The following is a 21,741-nucleotide window of genomic DNA, read 5'->3' as shown; positions in this document are numbered from 1 at the left end:
TTCAGATCTCCCCGAGTTTCTGTTTGAGAACCTGGGTGTAGCGCTCGGCAACCTTCGCAACCGTTGGCTTGAAGGCGTCGTTCTGAGTGGCGGTTGTTCCCGCATCCTGCGCAAACACCTGTCGAAACGGAAACCGGATCATCTGCAATGCGAACTCGGCCCCGTCAACAGGATCACCCGGACCGGCGCTCATGTTTGTCGTGTTTGCAGAGGCAAATGCACGCGCGGTGTTGCTCAGATCAAGAACACCCGCCGCGCCCAGTCGGAAACGTACAGGGATTTGCTGCGCTTGCGTCGGGTCCTTTGGTTCGGCGCCATTCTTGTCAACATAGTTACCGTTTCGGACGTTACGGGCTGGAACCGTCGCAGTGGTGCGCCCGCGTGCCGAGGTTTTGAGGTTGACCCCAAACTGAATGCCCTGACGCGGCTCTTCAATGTGCAGCACTTTGGGAATGCCATCGAACATGGCCAGCAGAACAGCCGGGGAAAGCCTTTCAAGACGCAAGAGCTTGATCCGGCTGGGGTGAGATTCCGGGTGGATATCGGTATCATTCGGTCCCGGCTCATCCTTGTAGGCGCGCACGTGCAACCCCGGCCACCCCGCCACAGCAGCGGAGCGCAGCAAAAAACCGGTTACGACGCCCGCGGTCCCGCGCAGCAGCGGCTCGCCACCCGGTGCGCGGTAACGGCGCTCCGCATCATCCACTTCACCCTCGATCTGCGGGTAAAATCGTTCCAGCTGGCCGCGTTCAATGGTGTTGGTCGTGGCAACACTTAACGCACCCTGAACCAACGCATCTGTCCAGGCGCGGTCGAGGTAAAAGAATCGGATGGATTCGTTTGGCAACAGCTCAGTGTCTGGAACCAAATTGTTGAAAGGGACCCCGTCAAGCATCCTCAGCTTGGCCAGAAAAGACAGGATTTCAGGAGGCGCAACCGTCGCTTCGGCACCTTCTGTCACGGCGTCGGCAATCAACTGCAATGTCATATTATGAGACAAAGCCATGGTCAGTTCCTCTCAAAACGGTCTTTGACGAAGCTGTCGAACGACGAGAATTCATCCAGGTCCCGTATGGTATCTTCCCTGATCCGGTCGGTTCCGATCGCCGTTTTCGCGAGATCGAAAACACCCGTCGTCAGAACGTCTCCCAATTGGCCTTCGACCTGGCCGTTGAGGTCAATCTCCGCGCTGCTCACACGGCCCGGTTCAGAAGCCTGCAAAGCGGCAAACGTATCAAGGTTGTCAGGTTGTGCTGCGATCTGATTGACAAGCGCGCGGTCCATCCCGAGCCCATCCGCCAGAAAAGCATTGAAGTCCCCGGCCAGTCCCACCGCTTGGGTCCCGGGATTGACCAATTCGACGGGCGTGGAAATAACCCTTTCACGCCGCAGTTCCATGGCGCGGATGATCCCGCCCTCCATGAGCTCAGAGACGAGGCCTTTGTTGATCGCGTCGAGAATCCTGTCTTCATCGAAATCATCCAGCAGGCGACCGAGGATATCACGGCTTTCCAGGAACACAGTCTGTTGGACCAACCGTGCCCGGCTTGCGCCGAATTGCTCCGCGCGCCAGCGCTGCATCGCCGCCACGAAGGACGGTTGCGACATTGCCAGTAAGCGCCCGGTCTCGAAAGCCACGGCCAGAGAGACATCCTCGCGCCCATCGGGTGTCATCATCCGCAAATGATCACTGACATGTGCCAGCACCGGGAATTGCGCTTCCTGCGCCAAGGGGTTGCGTAACAGCTGATGCGGCGAAAACGGGCCGCGATACCACGCATTGGCGTTCTCGCCCGTACGGGTCAGGTGCGGCAGTCCAACGTGACCGGTTTCAGCCGTTTCAAGGGGCAACTGCGTGACCGGATCGCTGCCCGGATCATCGCCCTGCACGTCGGGCGCACACTTGGGCAAGGCGCGCGCGTATCCCCCTTCCGAGACGGTTCCCAGCAGCCCGACATCAAGCGAGGTCATCAGTTGCCGGAAGCTCCCCGCGCCCGAACAGGTGAAACGCCAGGAGGTGAGCACCGGGAAGCGGAAGAACTTCTCCGGGAACAGAATTTCGAGCGGGAAGTTGAAGGCGGAGAAGCTTCCCTCGACCCGGCGCACCTCATCATGGGTTGCCGCGCTTGTGGTTGCCCTTACCGCGGAAAAATCACTTTCGAGAAAAGAGATCGAATCCATCCGGCCAAGCACGTTCAACCCGTCAGGGGTGGCACCGGCCCGATCCACAAGGTTGCCATTGTGAAAGACAACCTCGCCGCGTCGCACGGCGTCGGCCATGGCATCGCTATCGCCAAGATCCAGCAGGCGCGCATCCGTACTGACCTTTTGCGGCACTGCCGTACCGGAAGAGACCGATGCCGCGTAGCCGGCCAGTTCCTCATTCAAAAAGAGATCCGACATCTCAAAGAAATTCCGGGGAGGTGCCGGGGGTGGCAAAGCGTCCAACTGCCCTTCGAGATTGATCAGACAAGCCGTGTAGGCCTTCGGTCTGCAATTCTGCGTATCGTATTGCGGCATCCTGTTGCCGATCACCACGGCCAGAAAGCCGTCATCATCCCCCATCGCGTTTTCGGTATCATCGGGATTGACCTCACGCACATGGGTCAGCAACGTCAGATCATCCACGGTCGGGAAAACCGCCGTGACCGTCGACTGCGGCACCGACAGGTAGCTTGCACGCGGCACATCCTTGTTGCCGTCCAGCGTCTTGCCCGGGGTGACGCATTCCTGCCAGGGCTGGTCGTGAACAATCTGCCCCTCGCCTTCGGCAATGATAACCAGCGCCAACCAAGGCGTCGTGGTCTGAACCGTCTGGCCATGAAAGACTGCACCGGGGTTCGCTGCACTTCGGTCCCAGGGCAGGGTGCGCTTTTTCAGAACAATCTGTGGCAGGCGCGATTCATATGCGCCTTCGGAATTGGCAGGCGGGAATGTCATCAGCGCCTGATCGGGTGGCAGTTTCAGACGGGGCGCCGTGACATTGAAATGTGTATTCAGCGGTGCAACCGGCAGGGGTGTGCCGTCGCTGGCCTGCACATCAAGGTCTGAGCTGAGCGTATAGCTGCCCGCTGTCAGCGCCGGTGTGATGCTGTCGTATAAGAAGAATTTTCCTCGGGCGACCATAATCCTATCCTATTCCGACTGCGTTACGCGCAGGTTGGCGGGCGCTGTCCATTGAGCGGTCACGGGTTTGCTGTTGCCGCCCGACAGGGTTTCGAGATCGAGCCGCACGGCATTGTTCAGAAGGCGCGAAATCAGTTGATCCGCTGTGGTCCGGGCCGCAACAACGCCGTCAAGACGGTCATCCGTGCGCCCGCCAATACCAATAGAGAAGGGTTGGGGTTTACCATCTTGATCGAGGCTGTAGACGATCAGCGTTTTGCCGTCGAAGGGCACCAGTTGAGGGGTCGTTTCTGTGGTATCGATCCCCTCGAAGCGAACGGCCAAAGCCGCGAGCTCTTCCGTCGAAACCGTGCCCTCAATCAGAATTGCGAGGCTCTGGGCGGGTCGGTCAAACCGAGTCTCCACCAGCGCGGATTGATCGGTGAGATTGCGCGCAACCATCCAACCGGAGCCAGACCGCTTGCCTGCGCGCGCTCTGCTGGCACCTTCCGCACGCACGAACCCTCCGGAACAGCGCGCAAGCCCGTGCCCGAGGTAGGCAACTTCCGTCGTTTCCAGCCATCCGGCCAGATCACTTGCAGCGTCCTCTTCGCCTGCCAGCACCGCGAAAGACATGCTCTCGGAGGGTAAAGCGACACGGTTCTGGTTGCGTTCGCTTTGGATGATCTCGCCGCCGGATCCGATCACAACCACACGCGCGTTTCCGGCAACGCGCAGCGTCCCTGCGGTCGGGAATTTCACCGTGCCGGATGATCCCGGCAAATCAAATACCGCAATTTCGCCCGCGCTCAGACCGCGCCCTTGCCTGCGGCGCGCAGCGGAACGCTCTGTCACCATGGCTTCAACAGCTGCCAGAGATTTGCGATCTGGCGCAGACGCCCGGGCACGTCCAGCCGAGGCCGGGGACATCGGCGACAAGGTTTCCGGAACGGCGGCCGGCGCGACAAGTGTCTTGGCGGCCTTGGGAACTCCGATTTGGGCCCTGAGCAGGACCGGTGCTGCCCGCCCAAGCGTTGCATTGGCCGCCAGTTGGGGTGGGGCAATCCGTTTGAGCTGGCTCGCGGCCTGCGTCGCTGCGGTAACTTTCGTTTGTGCTGAAAGCCATGCTTTGCGCCCCGCGCGTGTGGGCTGCGCCATCAAGCCGCGCAGTTTTGCCTTGCCAAATCCTACCGTAACGGTTGTCTGACCGGGTCTCGGCATAGGGCGCTTTCGCCCCGGTGCGGCGGTGCCGATGATACGTTCGGACAAAAGACCAACCCGCATCGGAACGGCCCGCTCCCGCGCCCAGGAACGACGCGCCGTGGGCGCACGATCTTCGCCATGCCAGTCGGTTGCAATCGCGGGCATATCCCGCGCGTCCATCGTGCTCAGCAGCGCGCGCTGCTTTTGTGCCTCGCGGACAAGACTGGCCCGGATCGTACCCGCCGCACGCAGGGGCAGTGGTTTGCGCACATCATGCTCGACCTGATCGAAGGCGACCCCGCCCGTTGAGGCTTCGGGAATACGACCAACCATGGCAGCGACGAATTTGAAATCAATGCCCTCGGCCGCCGAAATAACATCGCCCTTGGGGAGTTTCTTGGTCTCGGCAGGCCGCCCCCAGACACCAATCGGGAATTTCCCAGTACGCCGGGCCGTCGCTTTGATCTGTGCAGGATGATTCAGCGAAGCGGGGCCGCCAAAATCCCGCGTCAGCCGCATGTTCAACGTCGAGGACGTAACGGTTTTACCTGATGGTGCGATGCCAAGATTGGGCGCTGTCCCCATGGCTGGCAGGAAGCCGTCGCAGTCGATCCGTGTCAGAGGAATCGTGCTGGTAAATGACAACTCAAACTCACTCATGACGTCAAACGGATGCGCCGCGGTGCCATCCGCGGTACCGGGTTCATCGCCATCGCTGCCGGCAGGTGGAATGGCCCCCCGGCCGGAAATACCGCTGAGTGCGCGGGCGCGTTCGTTTGATGCCAGTTCCAGATACTTTTCAGCAAAGGCAGACCAGGCGATCAGTTGACCGGGAATCTTCGAGCTGTTGCCAAACCGGACACGAATGTCGATCGGGCCAACTTCGATCCGCGCAGTGCCATGGAACCTCGGACCGCGGACTTCGATATAGGCGCCAAGGGAGAACGACAGCTTGATCGTGCCGAACCATGTCTTGATGCGGATACCGGCGGAGACACGCGCATGGGCGTCGGCCTCGTAGTTGAAAGGATCGAAATAGACGATGGCGTTACCGCCAAAACTTACATGGGCGAAAGCCGGTCCGAACTTGGCGCTGGCCTCAAAGAGCCCCCCTGCCATGATCGCTTCTGACGTGAGCGCGAAATAGGTTTCGGCCTTGATCACAATATTGCTGCTGACCGACCAGTTGAAACCCAGTCGCGGCACGACGGGGTAACCATCGCGGTGGAAATTGGGGTGATAGCCGCCGAGGGTCAGAACGAACTGCCCGGCCTTGTCGCCCTTGAACCAGCTGACATAGGCAAAACCACCGGTCAGGCGCGCGCTTTCATGCAAAAGCCAGGAGTTGTCGGTCAGTTGCGCCTGTATCCAGATCACGCCTTCTTCGGTGGAAAAACGCGCAATCAGACCAAGTTCGATGGACACAAGGGCCGCCTCGGGACGCGGCAATGCCATGCGCGCGAGCCCGAAAATGGACAATTCGAACCCTTGGCCAAATTCCACCGCGATAACGGCCACGCCATCGACCAGGGCAAATGAGGTGAAACTGATCCCCGCTGCGAACCAGAATTTGCCGCGCGTCGGTGGGAAGGCCCCGCGCACTTGCCCCATATATTCCATCAGGTTGTCCGGCGTCCCGAAGGCCGGATCAAGCGCGTTGATCATGACGAAGTCGTCGAAATCCCCGGGGCTTTCGGGAGGATTGATCCCCCTGTTGATACCAAAACCGCCGCCGATGCCCGTCAGGAAAAAGGCCGGCGGGCCGCCAAAGGGCCCAAGAACGGCACCAAATGCAAAGAACGCCGCATAACGCTCGGGGTTAACAATGGAGGCATAACCGCCATAAATGGACAAGCCATAGGTCGCAAAACGCGCGGTGAGCATGCCAATGTACTCTACATTTGCGCCATCCCCGAACTTGCGCAGCCCGCCCGCCAGAGCCACGCCCGACATGTCGGCCGAAATGGCTAGCCCGGCCAGATCGACCGCCCAGGATTTGGGATCGAATATGCCGCCTCGATCCAACCGGTAACGCAACTCCAGATCGTCCACCGCCGCCTGCAAACCGGCGATCGAAACATTGCCGTCAAACAACAGAGAGATGGATTGCAACGTATCTGCGGAAACCTGCGTACCCAGCCCGATCTGGTCGATGTAGATGGGACCAAACTGGCTACGGACGGGCAGCCACCAGGGTCCTTCGCCGTCGCCTGCGACAAATCTGAAGGCAACCCCGCCGCCATCAGCCGACGGGCGGGTCTGGATCGACAGGGCCGGGCTGAAAGAAGGTGCAAGCGGGGCGTCACCATCATTGGTTTCGGCCAGCATCCCTTCGGCAACCGGGTTGGCATCTTCATTGGCCTCCTCGCCCGTCTCAGACCCACCGGCATCGCCCACGGCAACGGCAAGCTCGGACAATTGCACCTGAGCCCCGCCCAGCAATTCGTCTTCGGTAATGCGCGCAAAGACATGCAAAGCGACCGATCCGATGGCAATCGGGCTGTCCAGAAGCGGCGCATTGGTGCGTCCCACGCGCAAACCAACCCCGTCCACGGAAAGCACCGGTTTGAAATCGAACGATCCGGCAGTTTCCTTCATGATCCCGATGAACATTCCAGCGGCAGGACCGCCGATGATCCAGCGGCTGTCGTTCTCGATCCATAGCGCGATGTCGCCTTCGACGATGGGCAGTCTTCCGGGCAGTTCAAGCTTGAGCCCCAGAACCCCGTCCAGAGACTCAAAACGGATGTTGAGCTCACCACCGATGCTGACGGAAGGACCTGCCACGGCAATGTTATTGATCAGCGTGAGGATGCGGTCTCGCTTACTTTCCAGCAGTTGTGTCGATGTCTCGCCAGGGTTCCGGATAACCCGGAAAAGCTCCGGGTCCAACGACCCGCCGGGTTTCAGCAACACGCCGGTCAGAACGCCGCGAATGTCGCTGCCACCGATGGTCTCGTCCAGAACGCTTTGCAGCTCGTCCAATTGCAGCAGGAAGGTTCCCAGCAGATCGATCGCGAAATGCATGATCCCGCTGGCAATTTCCGCGGGCGTGTTCGATCCGAACCCCAAATCAAACGTTTCGCTGTTGAAATCATATCGCATGACCAGCGCATGGGTATTAGCCGCATCTACGGCCAAACCCGTGGACACAAAGGGAGCGGCAACAGCGCTACCAACATCCAATGCGAATACAGGGCGCAGACTGATCCCATCACTCAAGGGAATGTCGGCAGGGCCTATACCCATTTGCATCCGGGCAAGCCCGGTTGCGTCAAACCGCAGGCTTGCGGAGGTGCCATTGGCAAAGGGCACCCCGACAATGTTTGCGCCGAGTTCGACCCAAACCGGGCTGGTGTTGAAGATCACCGAAACGGTCGAGCCGGGGGTGCCCGCGTTGGCGACCTCGACCTGCAAGCCACCGGCAGTGGCGGAGACAGCCACACCAGGCGGCAAGACTGCCCCCAAACGTACCAGTCCCGAGGTCAACAGCGCAGGCCATCGGGCTTCGAGGGTCCCTGCCGGATCGCTCACCCAGGCACTCAGCGCCGGGACATCAAAGCTTCCCGCCTGTCGCAGCAAGAGCGCATCGCCGACATCTGCCAACAGATCACCGGCAGGCGTGCTGGTCGCGACGATGGCGTCAAGGGCTGCGGGCAACGCCGCCGTGATCCCCGCCGTGGCAAGCTGCGCGATGCCTGCTGGATTGGGGTAGATTTCCAGATCAGACGCCGCGCTGTCGCGCAGGAAAAGGCGCACGGCCCCGCTATCAACGGCGAGATGTACCGCCCGTGTGCCGACCGGCCCCCCACTCAGGCCAACGGATACCGCGATATGGGGCAGGACCCGCCCGTTGGCATCAATTTTCAGTCCCACTGCGCCGCCAAAATCCACATCCGCCCCGGGCATGAAGAGCGCCGGATCAAAGCCGAAATCCAACACCAGGCCCCCGACATCGCGGGCACGCAGCGACAATCCGGGAGCAATTTCCCAGACACCGGAGGTTCCGGCCAAACCAACCAGCGGTTTGAACGCGTCCATAAGGGCAATCACGCGGTCGGCACGGACAGTTTTGCCGCCTACCGCCCCAAGAACGGTGCCTTGCCGCAACCAGGTTCCGGGATCAATGAACATCAGCGGCGGTATGACGACGCGACCCTCAGGATCAGACAGATCAAGCAAGCCAAGCCCGGTCAACGCCGCATCCACAACCCCGCGCGCACCGAGATCCGCATGCCTGAGTTCGTCGAGCAGGCGCGCCAGACCCGTTGCGGCAAGCGCCGGAAGTGCGGTTTTTCCGATGCGTATCAAATCCGGCGTGGGCCAGAGCGGTACGCTGGGTGGAATGCCGCCCAATGCCTCCGCATGGGTCGTCCCAAGGTTCAGGGACGCCGAAAACGGTGTCAGCGGCACGTTGAGATGCGTGTCCGTTTCAGCACCAAGCCGCAAGGTTGCCCCGGTAACACCTGTTGCTCCGACCGATCCTGAAACAGCCCATTCCGTAAAGACGGGCATTCCTGTCGCCCCTGAGAGGCTCAGTGAGACCTGACGTGCAACCGGGTCGAAATTGACCCCGCTGACAGATGACGTCGCATCGCCGATAAGGGTCATCAGCTGGTTGCGCATCGCGGGATTTGCGAGGACATCACGCAGGCGCGCGGCGGGGTCATCAAGCCAGTTGGACAAGGATAATGGATCAAAACCATCCCCCGGCCCGAGAATGCCAAGTGCCCGGAGAGCGTCGGCAACTTTGGCCAAGGCCGTGTCAGCGCTGCCCGACAATTGACCGAAGACCTGCGAAAGCAAATCCTGAATTTCGGGTGTGGTTGGTGCGGCCAGCCCGTCCATCCCCAGATCACCAGGTGCCAGATCGGGCGAGAGTACCAGGCGCGGGAAACTTCTGTCGTGAATCCGGACGCCGTGCAAAACAATCTGTGCCCGGTTGAGGTCAGCATCGCCCCCGCCAAGTGTGACACTCAGGTCGATTTCTACGGACCTCAGCTCGAGATCCAGTGGCAGGGGTGCAGCTTGTGGCCCGCCAATCAGCCAGCCATTGGAATGGCGCAATTCCATCGCGACGCAGATGGCATGGGCCTGACGCGGTTGGGCGGATGGAATACCGGAGCTGAAATCGAGGTTCACACCGACGATTTCCGCGAGCGCATGACCCTCGATGATCAGGCCGGACGCTCCGGGCGCACTGGACAACGGCACCCAGGCCCCCATCGAAGCAGAGGTGATTTTCTGCAGGGCCCGGCGCGTATCTCTTGCTTGCGCATTGAGGCTCAGGCCCGCAGCGGCCGTCGCGCTCAATGCGCGTCTGATCGTGGCGCTGTCCAGAACCCCATAGACCAGATAAAGCGAAAGATCGGCGCGCTTCGTGCCGGTCCAACCCGATGGCAAAGCCATCTCCGCCAAAGGGGCGGCGCGGGCACCCAGATAGATTTCCAGCAGATTTCGGGCGCGGGCCAGATCATCGTCATCCGGCACCGCCACGTCCGGATCGGGCATGAATTCGGACAAGCGACGCAGCATCTCGGCTTCGGCAGCTGGCAGGGGCGACGGCACCTGATCTGCGACAACCGGCAGGCCGATTGTCACCAGGCGGTCAAGTCCACTGCCCATTTCGTTCAAGGCCATCCAGCACGCATGACCGGCCGCGCGATCCGCAACGACGGTCGCATCCGCCTGGCTTGCGATGAGCGACAAGCCGTGGCGCAAACGCGCAACCTGGCCGGCCACGCCATCGGGATCGCCGATAGGCAATCCGGCGTCTGCGCGCGGGGCCAGAAGGATGTGCCAGATACCCGATTCCGATGGCAGCGGCGTAAAGGCGAGCGGATCACGTCCCGCCTCACGCATGTCGAGAACGCGGGCCATGTCCAATGCCGGGTCAATCGTGGCACCGGACCGCAGGACACGTACATGAATTTCCGTCGGCGGTGTGGAACCGATGATGGGCGTAAGGTCGATACTCTCAAACAGCGCTTCAGCGGTCTGGTTCTGGATCACATGAACGGTGGAGCCTGGCAGGGCAATCCTGGGCGGGCGCACTTGCCCATCGCTGCCTTGCCACAGGCGCGAAAGCCCCAGCAGTCCCGCACTGATAGCATTCTGTGCGAGACCGGCACCATTCGGGCCGACAACCTCGGGAAACTCGCTCAGAATGGCCTGTGCCAGTTGCCCGGGCTCCAGGCCATCGGCCCCCGGTCTCCAACGTCGCAACGGCAGTGACTGCAGCGCGCTGGGGACAGGAAGTGGCGCGTCCGGTTGTCGCCAGACCGCGAGGGCTGGTGCATCGACGCTGGCAAAAAGAGCAATCCGCCAAGGGTCGGCTATCGTTCCACGCCCTGTGACATGCAGACCGGTCCCGGGCAAATGCGACAGAAACCGCGCCAGCGGTTGCAACTGATCCTGCAATTGGCTTTCAGCGTCTGACAACAACCGCGCAAACCACTGCCGCAGCGCAGATTGGGCGTCCGCAACCAGATCAGCCAATGCCAGACGATGCTTGGGCGGGCTGCCCAGAACAGGGGCTTGACGACGCCAGCCCAGCGCCTCGATCAGATCGTTCAACCAAGCCTGATTGAGTTGCTCGGCCAGAAGCGCCGCCAGCCTTTCGAGGGCTTCCCATTGCGCGGCCGTGATAGACGCAATGGCCGTGTCAATCCCACCCGAGAGATCGGGGACATCAATGGGGATTTGCAATCCATCGATTGAAACACCCGGATTGGGAGCCTCATAACCAAATTTCAAACCGGTCTCGGGGATCCAGCGGGCACGCAGGGCAAGGTGATCAACTTCAAGGCGCAAAGCTCCCTGATCGGTGCTAAGCCGCCCGCCGCCGCGCGCGCGCGCAAGACCGCGCAACAGAATTTCGGGCAGAAAACCTGCGGCACCGGTACCAAGGTCGAGCGCTACGATGCCGACCCGTATTCGGGTTTCAATGACGGTGCAGCGTTCTCCCAGCGTATCCACTTGCCGCAAAAACACCAGACCAATGACCAGCCGCGCGGAGGCATCACGCCAAAGGGCGACATGCAACCCGGCCTCAAGTGGCAAAACCCAAGGGCTGGCATCTGTCCCCTCCCCCGTGACGGCACCGGGCGTTGCGTCGCCGGTCAAAAGATGGCGCAGGCTGGTCAAAACCGCCGGAACATCTGCCGCGTGAGCCGTAAAAACGGTATTCCAATGAGATTGCAGCAATCCAAGCGGATCGCCCAGGAATTCCAGCAAATCAATCTGCGGATACCCTGCGCTGGCCCCGGGCGGAGCCTGCCAGCCGAGGGCTACGGCGATCAGATCGCCCGCTGGCCCCAGATTGCCCAGAACCTCTGCCAAAGCGTCGGTAATGGCCTGCGCTGCGGTGGCCGCAAGCGCGTCCGGGTTTGTCAGATCGAGCCGCGGGTGCGCGGTATTGAACAACACGGCGTTCAGCAGTTCGATGACCAAAACGGGACGGCGCGCCTCGTTGAGCCCAAATCCGACAACAAACGTGTCCACAGACACATTCGGCATGACGAGAGATGATAAATCAAAACGCGCTTCGGCCCGTAGCTTCGGAACAGCTGTGGCTGTCCCCGACCCCAGATCGAGTTTGACCAAATCCGCGCGCAGGCCAACTTCGGCGATACCGTCCTGCAATCCGAAGGCCGCTGAGACAGTGATAACGGGCTTTCCCGATGCCCCCGCCTCTGCCAGCAGGCCCAGGCGTATGGCCGCTGTTCCGATGGGTAACACCACATCGTTGTTCTGCACTGTCGCGCCATTGGCCAATAGATCGGCGAGTGCTTGCAACCAGGCTGTGCGACGCGGTACATCGCCCAGAACCTGCGCAAGCCAGTCGCCCAGGGCATCAATACCACGGTTGAAGATATCCTCGATCGGCAGCGCCGGTATGGTGGGATCGTCAGCAAGGCCAATCAACTTGGCAAAAGCCAGGATTTGCGCGCCCGCCGTACCGCCCACCTGTGCTTGTATCAACCCGATGATAAGTTCGATGCCTGCGTCACGCAGCCCGTCTGGATCGGTTAGCGAGAGTACCAGATCACGGCCCGTGGATTGGCCCGGCAATTGCAATCCGCGTAATGTCAGACCGACTTGTGGGTCACCATCAGCGTCATGTGTTGGCACGAGCAGGCGCAGACCAACAGCCTGTAGCCCCGCATCACCGGGGGGGGCTGGCGTATCGGCAATCGTCACTTCACTCGTGACAGCGATAAAACCGCCCGGCTGGGCAATCAACTCGGGCGATGAAGGAGAGCTGGTGCCTTTTCCTGCCCGAAAAAGAGGGAACATCAAAGACGACTGGCTTGCCGCCAGCGGCGCGCTGGTGGTGAACCGCGCGCCCAGAAAGAGATGAACCTCGCTCGTGGGCGTATCATCGGCAACAACGAAAAAGGTGATTTTCGCGCCGCCGCCCAGATCCTCGGCGAACAGCTCTATCCACAACCGGTTCTCAGCGTCGCGTTCGGTTTCACCGCCGCGCAGAGTGGCGACGAAATCAAACAGCGCCTGACGCTGCAAATCATCGGCCAGCATCGTTTTGAGATATCTTTGCGGATCACCCAACCAGTCGCTGTTGAAAGTACCGTCCGGCTTGACCAGCCCCAAGGCGCGCAGCAGATCTGCGGTATCGCCAAATTCATCCGGCGAAAACGCGTTCATGGACGAGCCTCCTTGAAGTTGAAGCGGGCCTGGCTTTCGACCACAAGCATGCCGCGGCGCGCCACCAGTGCCCGTGGGATCAGACGGCGATTTTGCGGATCACGCCCGGAAGCTCCGGCGAGGCTTTCACTGGCGGAGATCAGGGCACCATGGGCAAGGGCAATCAGCGAAGAGCCCCAAACCTGCGCAACCAAAGCATTCCCTGCCGGCCGGTCCGTGGTCGCCATGACCAGACCCGTCAGGCGTTCCTCACCTCCAACCGCAAAGGGAATTTGCATTGTCGCGCGCAACCCATCCGCTTCGACAGGGATGTCGACCCGGACCATTCCGTCGGTGAGCGTCGCCCTCATCCGCGACGCGTGCACCAAGAGTTGATTGATGCCGTCATCCCACACCACGCTTTCTTGCTCTTCGGAAAGACGCACTGCCGCCAGTTGCAACAATTGTGTCAGCCCTTTTGACGTCACGGGAAGGTCGGCCCCTTTCTTCCCAATGGGCACCGGCGTTTTGGGGAGCGATTGCGGGACCTTCTTGCGCAAGATATCCATCATGGATGACGTGACAAAATCCAACTGGTTGGCTTTCGGCAGGTTCGGGGACTGGATGACCGATCCCAGAATTTCTGACATATCTTTTGGTTTGACGAGCTTGCCGACAAAATCCCCAAGAATATCAGGCGCAGGTTCAGGGTCTCGTACGATGATGAGGTCTTCGGGGCGCAGTCCCCGCAACCGTTCTGCCTCGCGCAGAATGCGTTCAAGTCGTTTCTTGTCCGTCCGCGACAGTCCAACCATGTTGCCAATATCGAGAAGCCGGGTGCCGCTGCTGGCTGACCCCAATCCTAAACCGGATCGCCGTGTCGGACGTCGCACCATTGCTCTCTCCCTCAAGAATTGAGGCGCGGACCCACACGCGATCAGCCCATCGTCAGAGCATGATCACATCGCGGCTACCCGCAATTGTTAAAGCGGTACCTGCTATTTTCGAAAGGCGCGCAAAACCAGCTGCGCGACAAATCCAAGTACCAACCAAGTGAAAATGAACCCCACCAGCTCAAGCGCAAAACTGCCCCATTTGAAATAAAGCTGCGCGACAATCAGAGCGATGACAAAAGGGAGAAATTCGCGTTCGAGGATGTCTTTGAGGGCAAAAGTCTTCAGGAGTGAGTACACGAGATAATGGCCCCAGAGAAATGAACAGAACAAAAGGTTTCAACCCTGAGTTAACCTAGCGTTATCCAATTCAGTCAAGTGATAGTTTTAGCATTTATGCCTGATTTCGAGGATACCAAGCGATACCCCGAACCGCATGTGTCAGGCATTTCCTGATACCGCGCTGAGGTGTCCAAAAGGCCAAGCGCCGCTCAAAATTGTGGCTGGCCTTCGTTGCGGTCAAGGTTACGTATCCAATTTTTTAGGTTATAACTCAAATGCTTGCGCCCTATCTGTCGAGCAAGATTTGCTGCCGCTTGCTAACGGAGGAATTCTTTCCTTGCCACACAGAAACAGGACTCCATCGACTGAGCAAAGGCAAAATTCAAACCAATCGACAGCTCGCGCAGCACAAGCCGATTTTTGCCCAACGCCATCGCATCTCAGATAGGGGCGATCTCGATAGAAGCCTTGAGGCGCCGAGATCGAGGAGAGCCGTGGTGTGATTCTGTCAGCCTGGGGAATGCCAGAAGCCCGGCACTCGGCACCGACCCTCATACGCATTTTCCAATGTGGCAGCGCCGTTCGAAGGCGACCATTCCACCTGTGTGTCGACTCAAGCACGGGATCATCAGCATGTCAGGTCTGCGCGGAAAAGCCCTTGCTGATCAACTCTCTACCAAAAAGATCTTCCGACCCGTTTCCGCAGACAGATAGATTGCATCTTTGATCCGAAGCACGTCAAGATAACTCCGTGCGGTATTCTCAAAGCCGCTATCCGTCCGCAAAGCGTTGATCACATGGTTTTGCAAATGGTGCACACAATCGCCGCCGAATCCGCCAGCAGTATCGGGCGCCAGCAGAATTTCTGCCGTCACATCCCCCTTGGCTCGAAAACGGACGCTGCCATCCCCGGAAAGGGTCAGGGTACCGTCCGTGCCTTCAAACTCTGCGTCGCCCATCGTCCTGCGATGGTTGTCTGAGACGTGATCACAGTGCCGGTTGCCATCAAAGAGCGTCCGGACCCCAGCCGGATGATCGAGCAGAAAAAACCCTGCGTCCTCGCCGCTGATGACCGGGTTGATCTGACGCAAATCAGCATAAACCGCTGTGGGATCGCCAAAAAGAAAGCGGAAGGTGTCAATCCAGTGCACACCCGTTTCATGAATCAGGAACCGGGGCATCTGCTGGAAATAGGGCTGGCGATCCAAATAGGCGCGAGGGCCCTGCCCATCTCCGGGACGCAGGCGGAAACTAGCCTGCAACGGTGCGCCAATTTGCCCGGCATCAATGGCGGAGCGGATAGTTCGATACCACGGCATGAAACGAATATTCTCATGCACGATCAGGTTGGCCCCGGCGGCTTCGGCGCGTTCAGTCACACCTGTTGCTTCGGCCAGATCAATGCAAAACAGTTTTTGGCAAATGATCGTTTTGACACCGATCTCTAGCGCGGTGTCAATCGCTTCCTTATGAGCCCCAGGCGGCAAAATGATGTCCAGAATGTCAGGCTTGGTCTCAACCAACATCTCATGCAGCTCCGCATAAGCTGGCAGGCCCGTTGCCCGCGCCGCATCAAGGTTATGGTCCGCTGATCCGACCAGCGTGACATAGGGCATACGCTTCCACGCATCGTAGTGAAACTGGCTGAAGTAGCCCGCACCCAAACAGGCCACGCGGTATTGGGACCGTCTGTTCATGTCGCGACGAGTGCAGCTGTGACGGCGGCGGCTGCCTGAGTTGTCGTGGCGGTTCCGCCCAGATCGCCAGTCAAATCCTCGCCCTCCGCGATGACTTTCTCGGCGGCCTCTCGAAGCCGCACGCCATCTGTTGTGAGGGACGCATGGTCATGGCGCCTACCCAGCCATTCCAGCATCATCGCGGCAGAAAGGATCATGGCCAGCGGGTTGGCAATCCCCTGCCCGGCAATATCCGGCGCCGACCCATGACAAGGTTGAAAGACAGCATGGTGCAGTCCGATATCAGCCGACGGTGCCACGCCCAACCCGCCCATCAAACCTGCGCCCAGATCAGACAGAATATCGCCAAACATGTTCTCAGTGACCAATACATCGAAATCCCATGGTTTCTGAACAAACCACAACGCCATAGCATCAACATAGGCATGATCACGCGCCAAGTCAGGAAATTGCCGGGCCGTTTCGTCAAAAATCTCGCGGAAAAACGCGAAAGCGCGGAATACATTGGCTTTGTCGACGCAGGTGACCCGCCCCGGACCTCGCCCGGCCTCTTTACGATCCCGTGCCAAATTAAAAGCGAAATCGAACAGAAGTTCGGATGTCTTACGGGTGATCAACAGCGTTTCGCGCGCCTCTTCTTCGGTGACTTCCCCGCAGCCTTGTGTGTGAAACAACCCTTCGGTGCTTTCCCGGATGAGAACGAAATCAACTTCCCGCCCGCCGGGCAGCGACAATGGCGTTTTCTGGCCGGGGAAGATGCGAACCGGGCGCACACCAGCAAAAAGATTCAAAGCCTTGCGCAGATCAATTTGCGGAGAAATCTCGGTACCATCATCGTATCTGACCGACGGCAGCCCCATCGCGGACAGCAATATCGCGTCACTGTCTTTTGCGCCTTGCAGCGAAGTCGCGGGCAGCGCCTCTCCGGTATTCGCAAAATGAGCGGCCCCCGCCGGGTAATCAACAACGCTGAGGTTGTAGCCACTTTGAGTGGCAAGCTGGCCGAGAATTTCAACAGTAGGCTGCATTATTTCTGGCCCAATGCCATCTCCCTGAAAAACCGCGATCCGGTAAACATCTTTCATTTGTTGCTATGTCCCCTAGCGTGATTGAGACTTTTTCGACCACATATGATTCAGTGGTAGCAAATAGTCTAACTTTAATGTATGCATTAATGCATACGTAAATGAGCATCCCGCTAAACGCAAGGACACAAATGTACGCTGTTGTTGTCACCTTCACGATCAAATCCAACCGTCTGGCTGAATTTCTGCCATTGATGGAGCACAACGCCAGGGCATCGCTTGCAAATGAACCTGGGTGCCATCAATTTGATATCGCAACCGATCCCGCGCGGCTCACCGAAGTTTTTTTGTACGAGCTTTATGAAGATGAGACGGCTTTTCGACAGCATCTGAAGACACAGCACTTCAAGGAATTTGACGCCGCAGCAGCAGACATGATCAAAGACAAATCCATCAGAACCTACGCAACGGTGATCCAGTGAGCGATTGGGAAATTTACGCAGTAAAATACGCAGATCGAAACAGCCGGACCCGGCGTGACAGTTTTATCTTTGATGACAACCACGATGCGCCGCACCCGATGGACTATTTCATGTGGGTTCTGCGGCAGGGGCAGAAAGTCATCCTCGTCGACACCGGCTATGATGCCAGCGAGGCCGAAACAAGAGATCGTCCGATCCGACAGGACCCGGCAATCTCACTCGCACCATTGGGGTTGCAGCCCGCGGACATCAGGGACGTGATTGTCACACATCTGCATTACGACCACGCTGGCGGTTTGCATCTCTTTCCAAATGCGAAACTGCATTTGCAAGCTGCCGAGATGGCCTATGCCACCGGTCCCTGCATGTGTCACGACACCCTCCGCATGCCGTTTACCGCCGGTCATATCTGCGAGGCGATCAAGCGGCTTTATTCCGGGCAGGTCATCTTTCATGACGGCGACGCAGAAATCGACGACGGTGTGACCGTACATTGTATCGGTGGACATAGCCGCGGCCTTCAATGCGTGCGCGTGCGGACCAAATCGGGCTGGATGGTGCTGGCGTCAGATGCCGCGCACTATTACGAAAATGTCTTCGAAAGAAAACCATTCCCGATCGTGGTTGACCTGCAGAACATGCTTGACGGCTTTGAAACATTGGAACGTCTGGCCAGCGAGCCAAAGCTGATCGTGCCCGGACATGACCCTCTTGTGGCGTCATCTTTCCCGCAGGCAATGGCCGATCACATCTGGCGGTTGGATCAGGGGCCTGACCACCTGGATTTCCTGGGCGGTGGTTAGGCGCTGTTGTCTACTACATCGTTGGGCTTCGTTCCCTCCGCTTGCTCCTCCCCGGAGGCGAAAGCTGCCGTTTCCGGCGTGATGGAACGCCCCGGCGGTGCCGCGACAAAAGCGGCTTTTTCTTCGGCGGACACCGGCGCGCGCGTCATAATGCGCAGCAGCGCATAGGCGATCATCAGGATATGCGCCCCCACGGTTGTCAGAAACAAGCCTGACACGCCGATGGACGACATGCCCCAACCGGCAACAAGCGGCCCAATGATCGAACCCAGACCGAAAACAAGGAGCAAGCCACCGCTGGTCTGGATGAAGTTGCCTTCTTCGGCATGATCATTCGCATGCGCCAGAATGACCGGATACATCGAAAAAATCGACGCCCCAAAAAGTGAGACGAGAACAAGATTTATCAAAGTGCTCTCGGGTGCCACGAAGATAAACGCCAGGTCAGCAGTGAGTGCCAGCACCGCGGTACCGACGAGGACTTTGCGGCGATCTATTCGGTCTGACAAAAAACCCACCGGCACCTGCGCTATTGCACCTGCCAAAATCGGAATACTTGCGAAAAGCGCGATGGAATTCAGCGTCAAACCGATCCGGCCGGCATAAACAGCCGCTAATGTTCCGAACGCGCTGTTGGAAACGCCGACCAGAAAAATGGCAAAAACAGCAACGGGCGAATTCCGCCACAGGGCCTTCAGGTCGAGACGCACCTTCACGAGTGGTTTTGGACTGGCACTGGAAGTGATCGCCACCGGAACCAGTGCCAGAGCGTAAAAGATCGCCCCCAGAACAAAGAAGAAATAGCCATCGGTTGAGGCAAGGGTCAAAGACATCTGCCCGGCGGTCGAGGCGACCAGATTGACCATTGTATAGGTCCCGAAGATGCGCCCGCGGTTTTTTGCGTCCGAACGCTCACTGAGCCAGCTTTCAACGATCATCGCGGCACCAGCAAAGCACAAACCCGAAAGCGCCCTAAGCGGAATCCACGCAACAGGCTTCAAGAAGATCAACGACGCAAGAATGGCGACCGCAGCTAGCGCGGCCATTACTGTAAAGGAACGAATATGGCCGACCCTGCTGACCAGCATCGGCATCACCACGCAGCCCGCGACATATCCCAACGCCCAGCCGGTGCCCAGAAGCCCGAGGGACAGGGCATCAAAGCCCTCAGCCGTGCCGCGAACCGGAAGGATGAGGCTGTTGGTTCCACCGGCGAAAAGCAAGAGCGCGGAGCTGAGCAACAAGGCGCTGAGCGGGAGCAGATTGCGTAGCATCCCGTGAAGGTGGCACGGAATTGTGACGCACTGCAAGCTAGCGTCGAACTTTCTGCGCCCGACCACAAACGCTGACGCCAGAGTGATGCGGCAGATCGCACTCTCCTATGGTCAAACAAAATATCCGGTGTACCATTGCCGACGGGAAGGTTTGAGATTGAAGGCAAATGCAACTGCGCATTGCGACACAGAAGTTGGCGGGCAGTTACGCGCCTTGTTCTGGCGATCAACTCAGTGGCCTGGTGAAAAACAGAGGCGGCCTCGCGTCACCCGAAATTTGGAGAAGGAACTACCATGTGTGATATTTGCGTCATAAATTCAGTCAAGGAACGTATGCTGTCGCGGCGGGATTTTTTCAAAACCAGTGCGGCGGCTGGCGCCGCTGCGGGCCTTGGAGCGATGGCCAGCGCGCCTGCGGCAATGGCTGATGGGCATTCCGGCATCTTTGACATGACACACAAGCTCAGCCCGGAGTTTCCGACCTTCTTTGGCGTGCCGGGTATCTCCATGGAGCAACAGTTCAACTTTGCCGAAAACGGATTCAATCTGTTCAATCTCAGCATCAATGAACACACCGCAACCCATGTGGATGCACCGTTACACTTCTCTGCCGACGGTAGCTCGGTTGACGAAATACCGGTAAGCGATCTGGTCGTGCCGCTTTGCGTTATCGACATTGCGGCAAAGGCGGCTGGAAACGCTGATGCACAGGTCACACCGGATGATCTGAATGCCTGGATTGCCGCCCACGGCGACATTCCCGACAAGGCCTGCATCGCGATGCATTCAGGCTGGGCCGGCAAGACCGCCAGCCCGGATTACGTAGGCAATGACGCAGATGGCGTAAAACACTTTCCCGGATTCCACATCGAGGCCACGCAGATGTTACTGGAAACGACAACTGCTGCAGCCATGGCTGTCGATACTTTGTCGCTGGATCACGGCCCCTCTCCGGATTTTGCGACCCACTATGCGTGGTTGCCCGCTGGGCGCTACGGCATCGAAAACCTTGCAGGCCTCGACCAGGTGCCCGCGGCGGGTGCCACGCTTGTGGTCGGCGCGCCAAACCACGTCGGCGGCTCTGGCGGACCGGCCCGCATCTTCGCAATGGTCTGATGGCGACCGTTCCCTTGATCTCAGATGAGGCGGCCAGCGCAGAAGTGCTGGCCGTTTTCAACGACATCCGTACCACCCGTGGCACCGATTTCATCAATAACTTCTGGCGGGCTCTGGCCAACGACCCCGAATTGTTGGCTGCGACCTGGGAAGGTCTCAAAACCGTTATGGGCCCAGGGACATTGGATCCGCTGGTCAAGGAAATGCTCTATATCGCTGTGTCCACAGCGAATGGATGTAGCTATTGCGTACATTCGCACACAGCCGCGGCAAGGGCGAAAGGCATGACACCCCAGCAGCATGGCGAACTTATGAGCGTGATTGGGATGGCCATGCAAACCAATGGCCTTGTGACATCGATGCAGGTTCCGACCGATCCAGAGTTTATGACAGATTGATCAGCAATCTGCTGGGCAAAACGGCTGCTCTCATTCGCCTATCGCGTGTTCAGCGCGACAGCGGCCGCCTTGATCGCGGCCCGAATCCGTAGATAGGTTCCACAACGACAGAGATTGCCACGCATCGCTTCATCAATCTCTTCGTCTGTGGGGTTGGGCGTGTTCGACAGAAGATCGGCGGCCTGCATGATCTGCCCCGATTGGCAGTAGCCACATTGCGCGACCTGATGCTTTATCCAGGCCTGCTGCACGATATGTAGATTGTCCGGCGTTCCCAATCCTTCGATGGTGGTAATCGGGCCGTCCACGTCAGATATCGCGGTCTGGCAAGAGCGGATCGCGCGATCATTCAGATGCACGGTGCAGGCGCCGCACTGGGCAACGCCACAACCGTATTTTACGGATGTCAGGCCCAGGGTATCGCGCAATACCCACAAAAGCGGCATGTCGTCAGCCACATCAACATCATACGAATTGCCATCAACGGTGAGCTTCATCACGTCAACCTTCTGCCAATGACACAATTCTATCGGCCCAGCGCCCGCGCCACAATGCGACCGTGACGTCACGAACCTGTTGAAATCACCCGCATGCGAGAAGACTCCCCGCGACAGTTTGACAAATCCCCAAGTGGCGTGGCCTGATCGCCAGATCAAGACGCGCTGAGGATGGTTTGCCCCATCTCATCGTGGCCACAGTCTTGGAAAACGCGCCGGATGACAGGCCCTGAATTTGGTCACCCCCCTAGAACTCGACGACGGCTCTGATGGATTTGCCTTGGTGCATGAGGTCGAACCCGTGGTTGATCTCATCCAGG

The 21,741-nt window shown here is 58.9% G+C and carries 13 protein-coding genes; 4 read left to right on the top strand and 9 right to left on the bottom strand.

The window, feature by feature from the left end:
• Position 1 precedes the first annotated feature (1 nt).
• The 7 genes from Q0802_RS23120 to Q0802_RS23090 all read right to left on the bottom strand — a co-directional run bounded on the left by Q0802_RS23120 (position 2) and on the right by Q0802_RS23090 (position 16,911).
• A complete protein-coding gene (locus Q0802_RS23120) occupies positions 2 to 1,006 on the bottom strand; it encodes a hypothetical protein (RefSeq protein WP_298922289.1) in 1,005 nt (334 codons plus the stop codon).
• Positions 1,007 to 1,008: 2 nt separating this feature from the next.
• Positions 1,009 to 3,126, bottom strand: coding sequence for a hypothetical protein (locus Q0802_RS23115; RefSeq protein WP_298922288.1), 2,118 nt, complete (start codon positions 3,124 to 3,126; stop codon positions 1,009 to 1,011).
• Between the two features lie 9 nt (positions 3,127 to 3,135).
• Positions 3,136 to 12,975: a DUF6603 domain-containing protein gene (locus Q0802_RS23110; protein ID WP_298922287.1), complete on the bottom strand. Its 9,840-nt coding sequence runs from the start codon at positions 12,973 to 12,975 to the stop codon at positions 3,136 to 3,138.
• Positions 12,972 to 13,850, bottom strand: coding sequence for a hypothetical protein (locus tag Q0802_RS23105; protein WP_298922286.1), 879 nt, complete (start codon positions 13,848 to 13,850; stop codon positions 12,972 to 12,974). The genes Q0802_RS23110 and Q0802_RS23105 overlap by 4 nt, the downstream gene beginning before the upstream one ends.
• 102 nt (positions 13,851 to 13,952) lie before the next feature.
• A complete protein-coding gene (locus tag Q0802_RS23100) occupies positions 13,953 to 14,147 on the bottom strand; it encodes a hypothetical protein (RefSeq protein WP_298922285.1) in 195 nt (64 codons plus the stop codon).
• A 647-nt stretch (positions 14,148 to 14,794) separates the two neighbouring features.
• Positions 14,795 to 15,826: a Gfo/Idh/MocA family oxidoreductase gene (locus Q0802_RS23095; RefSeq protein ID WP_298922284.1), complete on the bottom strand. Its 1,032-nt coding sequence runs from the start codon at positions 15,824 to 15,826 to the stop codon at positions 14,795 to 14,797.
• Positions 15,823 to 16,911 (bottom strand): isocitrate/isopropylmalate family dehydrogenase, encoded by a 1,089-nt coding sequence (locus Q0802_RS23090; protein WP_298922283.1) that lies wholly within the window; start codon positions 16,909 to 16,911, stop codon positions 15,823 to 15,825. Before Q0802_RS23090 ends, Q0802_RS23095 begins: the two co-directional genes overlap by 4 nt.
• A gap of 131 nt (positions 16,912 to 17,042) precedes the next feature.
• Between Q0802_RS23090 and Q0802_RS23085 the strand changes: the two genes are divergently transcribed.
• Positions 17,043 to 17,333 (top strand): putative quinol monooxygenase, encoded by a 291-nt coding sequence (locus tag Q0802_RS23085; RefSeq protein ID WP_298922282.1) that lies wholly within the window; start codon positions 17,043 to 17,045, stop codon positions 17,331 to 17,333.
• Positions 17,330 to 18,136, top strand: coding sequence for an N-acyl homoserine lactonase family protein (locus Q0802_RS23080; protein ID WP_298922281.1), 807 nt, complete (start codon positions 17,330 to 17,332; stop codon positions 18,134 to 18,136). Before Q0802_RS23085 ends, Q0802_RS23080 begins: the two co-directional genes overlap by 4 nt.
• On the opposite strand, the gene Q0802_RS23075 is transcribed toward Q0802_RS23080, so the two are convergent.
• The gene (locus Q0802_RS23075; protein ID WP_298922280.1) at positions 18,133 to 19,410 is read right to left on the bottom strand and encodes an MFS transporter; all 1,278 of its coding nucleotides are present in this window, start codon (positions 19,408 to 19,410) and stop codon (positions 18,133 to 18,135) included. The two genes, Q0802_RS23080 and Q0802_RS23075, sit on opposite strands and share 4 nt — an antisense overlap.
• A gap of 294 nt (positions 19,411 to 19,704) precedes the next feature.
• On the opposite strand from Q0802_RS23075, the gene Q0802_RS23070 reads away from it, so the two are divergent.
• On the top strand, positions 19,705 to 20,526 hold the full coding sequence (locus Q0802_RS23070) for a cyclase family protein (RefSeq protein ID WP_298922279.1): 822 nt from the start codon (positions 19,705 to 19,707) through the stop codon (positions 20,524 to 20,526).
• Entirely contained in the window at positions 20,526 to 20,924 is a 399-nt protein-coding gene (locus Q0802_RS23065) for a carboxymuconolactone decarboxylase family protein (protein ID WP_298922278.1), read from the top strand. Before Q0802_RS23070 ends, Q0802_RS23065 begins: the two co-directional genes overlap by 1 nt.
• A 38-nt stretch (positions 20,925 to 20,962) precedes the next feature.
• On the opposite strand, the gene Q0802_RS23060 is transcribed toward Q0802_RS23065, so the two are convergent.
• Positions 20,963 to 21,421, bottom strand: a complete 459-nt coding sequence (locus Q0802_RS23060) for a (2Fe-2S)-binding protein (RefSeq protein ID WP_298922277.1) — start codon at positions 21,419 to 21,421, stop codon at positions 20,963 to 20,965.
• Between the last annotated feature and the right edge of the window lie 320 nt (positions 21,422 to 21,741).

Source organism: uncultured Roseobacter sp. (genome assembly GCF_947495275.1).
GTDB lineage: Bacteria > Pseudomonadota > Alphaproteobacteria > Rhodobacterales > Rhodobacteraceae > Roseobacter.
The sequence above is the reverse complement of the archived record's forward strand: the minus strand, read 5'-3'. Positions and strand labels throughout refer to the sequence as shown.